Source organism: Nonomuraea sp. NPDC049714, from assembly GCF_044465295.1.
Lineage (GTDB): Bacteria > Actinomycetota > Actinomycetes > Streptosporangiales > Streptosporangiaceae > Nonomuraea.
The window spans coordinates 599213-605826 of record NZ_JBITLM010000005.1 but is presented as its reverse complement, the minus strand read 5'-3'; the positions used below and the strand labels follow the sequence as shown (position 1 = coordinate 605826).

At 72.6% G+C, this 6614-nt stretch carries 4 protein-coding genes; 1 reads left to right on the top strand and 3 read right to left on the bottom strand.

What is annotated here, in order from left to right; all coding sequences use genetic code 11:
* Positions 1 to 91 precede the first annotated feature (91 nt).
* Both ACIBQX_RS23485 and ACIBQX_RS23480 read right to left on the bottom strand, forming a co-directional pair.
* Positions 92 to 1477 (bottom strand): N-acetylmuramoyl-L-alanine amidase, encoded by a 1386-nt coding sequence (locus ACIBQX_RS23485; protein WP_397007826.1) that lies wholly within the window; start codon positions 1475 to 1477, stop codon positions 92 to 94.
* A 37-nt stretch (positions 1478 to 1514) separates the two neighbouring features.
* Positions 1515 to 2426, bottom strand: a complete 912-nt coding sequence (locus ACIBQX_RS23480) for a M23 family metallopeptidase (protein ID WP_397007824.1) — start codon at positions 2424 to 2426, stop codon at positions 1515 to 1517.
* A 113-nt stretch (positions 2427 to 2539) separates the two neighbouring features.
* On the opposite strand from ACIBQX_RS23480, the gene ACIBQX_RS23475 reads away from it, so the two are divergent.
* Complete coding sequence (locus ACIBQX_RS23475) at positions 2540 to 5227, top strand: BTAD domain-containing putative transcriptional regulator (protein WP_397007822.1); 2688 nt, start codon at positions 2540 to 2542, stop codon at positions 5225 to 5227.
* Positions 5228 to 5261: 34 nt separating this feature from the next.
* Here ACIBQX_RS23475 and ACIBQX_RS23470 read toward each other — a convergent pair whose 3' ends face one another.
* Entirely contained in the window at positions 5262 to 6605 is a 1344-nt protein-coding gene (locus tag ACIBQX_RS23470) for an NERD domain-containing protein kinase family protein (protein ID WP_397007820.1), read from the bottom strand.
* Positions 6606 to 6614 lie beyond the last annotated feature (9 nt).

Here is a 6614-nt window from a genome sequence, read left to right as displayed (position 1 = left end):
GCCATGACCACCTCCTCATTAGGGAAGTAGCCAGCCTGCCGGGTCCACCGCCCAGAGATCAATTACCCGACCGACGTTGAGTGACAGGCCACTAGCTGCCGCAGTGCTCGAAGGGGCTGTCGTAGGCCGAGGCGCCGGCCTTGCCGCCCCACTTGACGCACGTGCCGGGGGCCGTGGCCTTGACCGGTCCGGCGTAGTAGGAGAAGTCGCCCGAGTCGGTCTTCCTCGCGCTGCCCTGGACCTCCAGGTAGGCGGAGGTGGCGGTGGCCTGGCCGAGTGAGGTCAGCTTCATCGTGGCCACGCAGTTCTGGCCGTTGGCGGTGTTGTAGAGCAGGTGGACCGTGCCCGCCGTGCCGAGGGCGGCCGAGTCGATCACCTTGAAGCCGCTGCCGCAGACCTCCTCGGGGGTGTGCGGGTTACCGCCGCCGCCGTTGGTCACGTAGTTCATGTACGTGGTCCAGTTCCAGTGCGGGCCGGGATCGGTGTGGTCGGTGCCGGGCACCTGGACGTGGCCGACGATGTGCGTGCGGTTCTTCGGGATGCCGTACCTGTCGGCGATGTTCCGGGTCAGCGCCGCCGAGGCCCGGTACATCTGGTCGGTGAACCACGAGGCGTTGTTCACGTAGCCCTCGTGCTCGATGCCGACCGAGCGCCTGTTGTAGTCGCCGGCGTGGAAGGCGCGGTCCTTCTCCCGCACCATCTGCGTGATCTGCCCGTCGGACGAGCGCACCACGTAGTGCGAGGCCACCCTGGCCGCCGGGTTCTGGAACCACGAGATCGTGCCCGCGTACGTACCCTGCGCGACGTGGATGACGATCCGGTCGATCGCGTCACCCGCCGGGCGGTTGGACACCGCGTACCCGGCGGCGTTCGCCGCGACCCAGCGGGCGCCCGGATAGTCCGTGGCCGCCGCCAGCCTGCGCGGAGCCTCGGCGTACTCGCCCAGGTCGGGATCGACGGCCTGCGGCTTGACCCGTACGCCCCGGGCGTCGACCCCGCCGGCCAGGGTCTCGTAGACGGCGTCGGCGTAGATCTTGGCCGTGTCGTCGGCGGCGGCGTGGCTGTAGGCGGCCACCGTGGGGTACCAGGCGCCGGCGTCCTTGCGCTCGGCGGCGCTCAGCCCGAGGGCGTCGGCCTGGGCGCGCAGCACGGCCGCGCCGCCGAGCACGTTGGCGGCGTCGTCGGACTTCAGCTCGGCCACCGGCTTGGCGGTGAGCTTGGCGGCCTCCTCCAGGGTGTGCGTGGCGGGGTTGCTGACCAGGTGCATGACGCCGTAGCCGCCGCTGGCGCTGGGCTCGCCGGCGTGGCCGTCGAGCCGGGACTCGGCGTAGGCGACCGCCACGAGCAGGTCGCGTGGCACGTCGTAGGTGGCGGCGGCCTTGTCGAAGGCGTCGGACAGGGGAGTCTCCGCCGCCTGGGCGGCCTGCTGACCGGACATGACGAGCAGTCCGGCGACGATCAGGATCTTGGCTTTCACGATCCGCTGTGCTCCTCAGGACGGTTGGCGGGGTTCGCTAGCTGCCGCAGTGCTCGAAGGGGCTGTCGTAGGCGGCGGCGCCGACCTTGCCGCCCCACTTGACGCACGTGCCTGGCGCGGCGGCGGTGACGGGCCCGGCGTAGTAGGAGTAGTCGCCGGCGTCGGTCTGCCTGGTGCCGCCCTGGACCTCCAGGTAGGCGGAGGTGGCGGTGGCCTGGCCGAGCGAGGTCTGCTTCATCGTGACCACGCAGTTCCTGCCGTTGGCGGTGTTGTAGAGCAGGTAGACCGTGCCGGCCGAGCCGAGGGCGGCCGAGTCGATCACGCTGTAGCCGGAGCCGCAGACCTCCGCGGGCGTGTACGGGTTGCTCGCGCCGCCGCAGTTGCGCGAGGTCAGCGTCTGGTTCGGATAGCCGAAGGTGGTGCCGTTGAAGACGGCCTGGCGGATGTTGCCCGGGTAGCCGGAGCCCTGCCGGACCTCGTAGTGCAGGTGGGCGCTGATGTTGTTGCCGGGCCTGCTGGTCCGGCCCACGGTGCCGATCTGCTGGCCCTGCGAGACGCTCTGGCCCACGCTGACGGAGCGGGCGTCCAGGTGGGCGTAGTACGTGGTCCAGCCACTGCCGTGGTCGATCTTGACCAGGTTGCCGAAACCGTTGGTCGAGCCCTGGTGCGCGGAGATGGACACGGTGCCGGCCGCGGCCGCCACGACGGTGTCGCCGAGGTCGGCGTTGGCCGAACCGCCCCGGTTGAAGTCGATCTCGTACGACCGGTGCGCGCTGCTCTGGTCGGAGTTGCCCGTCCAGCTCTGGCCGCAGGGGAAGGGCAGTTGGAAGTTCGTGGCGAGAATCCGCGCCTGCTCCGATCCGGCCTCACGGTCTGCGGAGGCCGCCGACACCGTTCCGAGGCTGACGAACAGGGCGATGCCCGCGACCATTGCGCCGCTGAACCTCATGGGGGTGATCCTTTCGGGAGGGATCTCTGGCACCAGAGTCGGGATAAGCCGCACAGAAAACGTCCAGAACCGGTACAAAAAGCTGTCAGGCCTCCAAAAGGAGCTGGTGCGTCATGACGGTCACCTTTCGTGTGCTCGGAGCGCTGGAAGTCCGGTCGGCGGGGCGAGCCGTCCGTGTCTCCGGCAGGAAGCCCAAGCTGCTGCTCGCCACACTGCTGCTCGACGCCGGTCGGGTGGTCAGCGCCGACCAGCTGGTGGAGGTGCTCTGGCCACGGCACCCGCCACGCTCCGCGCAGGCCAACCTGCGCACCTACGTCAGCTCGCTCCGGTCCGACCTGGCCGGAGCCGATCCCGGCGCCGCGAACCTGCTGCGGGGCGACGGCTCGGGCTACGCCATCGACGTGCCGGAGGGCGATCTCGACCTGCTGACCTTCGAGGACCTGGCGGGCCGGGCCCGCTACGAGGACGCGCTCGCGCTCTGGCGGGGCGCGCCCCTGGCCGACCTGCCCGGCCACCCCCTGTGGGACCGCCGCCTCGAACCCCTGCAGGAGATGCGCTTACACGCCGCCGAGCGGCTCATCGGCCGACGCGTCGAACGCGGGGACCACGCCGGCGCGGTCAGCGAACTGCGAGCCCTGCTGACCGAGCACCCGTACCGGGAGGACCTGTGGGGCCGGCTGCTGCTCGCCCTGCACGCCGGCGGCAGGAAGGCCGAGGCGCTGCGGGCGTACGCGGCCGTCCGCGCCCGGCTGGTGGACGAGCTCGGCGTCGAGCCCGGTGCGGACCTGCGCCGCGCCTATGAGACGATCCTCGCCGACGAGCCCCCGCCCCCGGTGCCCCACCAGCTCCCACCGGACGTGCCCGACTTCACCGGCCGGAGCGAGGAGCTGGCCGCGCTGGCCCGGCCGTTCACGATCGCGGTGATCTCCGGGGCGCCGGGCGCCGGCAAGTCCACCCTCGCCGTCCACGCCGCGCACGCCCTGCGCGGCCGCTTCCCCGCCGGGCAGCTCTACCTCGACCTCGACGGCAAGGAGCCGGCCGAGCTGCTGGCCGAGGCGCTCCGCGCGCTCGGCGCCGACAGCCCGCCCGCCACGGTGCATGAACGAACGGCCCTGCTCCGCTCGCTGCTCGCCGAGCGGCCGATGCTGATGCTGCTCGACGAGGCGCTGGACGCGGCCCAGGTACGGCCACTGCTGCCGGGCAACGACTGCGCCGTGATCGTCACCAGCAGGCGCCGGATCACCGAGCTGCCCGGCGCCCTGCAGATCGACCTGGGCGAGCTGCCGGCCGAGGAGGCGCTGCTGCTCCTCGGCCGGATCGCGGGCGCCGGCCGGGTGGCCCGCGAGCGCGAGGAGGCCCTGGCCATCGTGTCCGCCTGCGGAGGGCTGCCGCTGGCGCTCAGGAGCGCGGGCGCACGGCTGGCGGGACGGCCCGGCTGGTCGCTGGCGGTGCTCAGGCAGCGGCTCACCGACGACCGGCTCGGCGAGCTGAAGGAGGTGCGGGCCAGCCTCGACCGCAGCTACCGCTACCTGCCGGACGACGCGGCCAGCACCCTGGGCACCCTGGGCCTGCTCGGCGCGTCCGCCCAGCCGGGCTGGGTGGTCGGCCCCGCGCTCGACCGGCAGCGCGCCGACGACATCACCGACCTGCTGGTGGACGTGAACCTGCTGGAGCTGGCCGGCACCGACCCGGTGGGCCAGCCGCGCTATCGGGTGCCCGACCTGATCCGCCGCCACGCGCTCGGCCGCGAGCCCGACCGGGCCGGCCTGGCCAGGGTGCTGGCCGCCTGGACCGCGACCACCGAACACGCCATGGAACGCCTGCCGACCACGGTCTTCAGCCTCACCACGGCGGTCGTGCCCCGCTGGCGGCTGCCCGAGCCCACGCTGGAGCGGCTGACCTCGGACCCGCTGTCCTGGTTCGACGCCGAGCACGACGCCCTCGCCGCGGCGGTCGACGTGGCGGCACAGGCGGGGCTGGCCGCCTCGGCATGGGGACTGGCCGCCGCCATGGTCCCGTACCTCGATCTGCACTGCCACCTGGACACCTGGCAGCGCACGCACGGCGTCGCGCTGGCCGCCGCGCGCGCGGCGGGCGACACCTATGGCGAGGCCGCCATGCTCAGGGGCCTGGCACAGGTCGCCCTCTACCAGGACCGGTACGAAGAGGCCACCGACGGCTTCACCCGCTCCCGACGGCTGTTCCGCGAGCTGGGCGACACGCGGGCGGAGGCCACCTCGGTCTGCGGGCTGGGCGCGGTCAGCCAGTTCCGTGGCGGCCAGGCTCGCTCGCTCGGCCACTTCAGGCAGGCCCTGGCCATGTTCCTGGCGGCCGGGGACCAGCACGGCGAGGCCTTCGCCCGGCAGGCGATCGGCCGCGCCTGCCTGAAGTCCGGCGACCTCGCCCAGGCGTCGGAGTCACTCGGCCAGGCCATGCGGCTGGCCCAGGAGCTCGGCGACGCGCACCGCGAGGGCTGCGTCTGCCTCCAGATGGGCAACCTGCACCAGGCCATGTCCTTCCACCGGCACGCGCTGGAGATCTTCGAGTCGCTCGGCGACCGGCACTGCGGGGCGTACGCGCTGCAGAGCCTGGCGGGGCTGCAGGTGGCGCGCGGCGAGCTGGCGCCGGCCTCCGCCGGGCTGGAACGCTCGCTGCTGGTCTTCCAGGAGCTGGGGGACCGCAGCGGCGAGGCCTCCACCACCCAGCTGCTGGGCGAGCTGCACCGCTCGGCCGGCCGTACCGGATTGGCCCTCGACTACCTCAAGCACGCCAGCGAGCTGCGCCGCGCACTGCCCGTGTGAGCACGCCCGTGTGACCTATCCCCGGGACACTGGCCTATCCCCTGGACACGAAGCGGCGCAGCAGGCGCCGGAACCGGGACTCCTGGGCGGCCCCCTGGAGGGCGGCCAGGGACTCCGCGGCGCTCGGGCGCTTGGCCGGGGAGTGGTCGAGCATCCGGCGCACCACCTCGGGCACGTCGGGACCGTGGACGTCGGGGCTGGTCGGCAGCTCGCCGGTGAGCAGCTGGTAGGCGATCACGCCGGCGGCGTAGACGTCGGAGGCGGCGGTCATCCGGTCGGGCCGCTCCTGGCACTCGGGCGCGACGTAGTGGGCGTCGAGCACGTTGTGCAGCTCGTGGGCCACGGTGTAGTCGCGCGGGCCGGGCTTGGCGTAGTCGAAGCCGGTGAGGACGGCGTGCCCGTCGTCGGTCACCAGCACGCTGGCCGGGGTGAGCGCGCGGTGGATGACGCCGTGGGCGTGCGCGTGGGCCAGGCCGCCGAGCATGTCCTGGATCACGCTCAGCCGCACCCCCTTGCCCAGGCGCAGGTGCAGCGCCTGCCCGTGCACGTCGTCGAGCACCAGCACGAACCGGCTCTCGTCGTCGATGGCGAAGAAGTCACGCGAGCGCACCACGCACGGGTGGGGCGGGATCCTGGCGAGCGTCTGGTAGGCGTTGGCGATCCGCTGCCGCTCCGCGGCCCGCCCGGCCTGGTCGGCCAGCGGGTCGGCTTGGTAGACCCGCAGCAGCACGGTCTCGCTGCCGGGCAGGGTGACGTTGAAGGCGCGGTATTCGGTGGTCTTGGCGTCGCCGCCGAGTCGCTCCTGGACCTCCCAGTTGCCGAACCTGGGGGGCGCGGTGCTGCGCCGCACGGTCTGGTTGAGCGCGTCGAGAATGGCCGTCATGTACGGTCTGGCGTCGGGACTGCATCCCCGCCTGACCCGGGAGACGTCGCTCAGCGTGGTGATCAGCCGTGGCAGGTCGGTGGCGTTGGCGGCGTCGCGCCCCGCCGGGTCGACGAGCTCGGCGTCGGGTGAGGTGAGCACCACCAGGCTGTCGACGTAGACCCGTTCGAGCTGGGTGGCCTTGGAGACGAGCAGGCCCTTGAGCGCCTTGGCGGTGCCGCGCAGCTTGGTCGCCGGAGAGCCGAAGGCCTCCCTGCGGGAGGGGAACCAGCGCGATCCCGACACCTCGATGCGGCCACGGGTGCCCTTGACGTCGACCAGCACGAGCGAGTGGCCGGTCAGCACGAGCAGGTCGACCTCGAAGACGTCCTCGCCGCGCGGAACCTCGACGTTGTGCAGCAGCAGCCATTCGGCCGGCGCCTGATCCCGCAAGTGGGAGATCACCCGCCGCTCGGCGTCGTTGACCGGATGTCCTCCGCCGACGATCTCTGCCATGGGCTCTAT

Bases quoted from the DNA above. Each gene is read 5' to 3' on its own strand.
- ACIBQX_RS23480 (WP_397007824.1), bottom strand. From the start codon at position 2,426: ATGAGGTTCAGCGGCGCAATGGTCGCGGGCATCGCCCTGTTCGTCAGC.
- ACIBQX_RS23475 (WP_397007822.1), top strand. From the start codon at position 2,540: ATGACGGTCACCTTTCGTGTGCTCGGAGCGCTGGAAGTCCGGTCGGCG.
- ACIBQX_RS23470 (WP_397007820.1), bottom strand. From the start codon at position 6,605: ATGGCAGAGATCGTCGGCGGAGGACATCCGGTCAACGACGCCGAGCGG.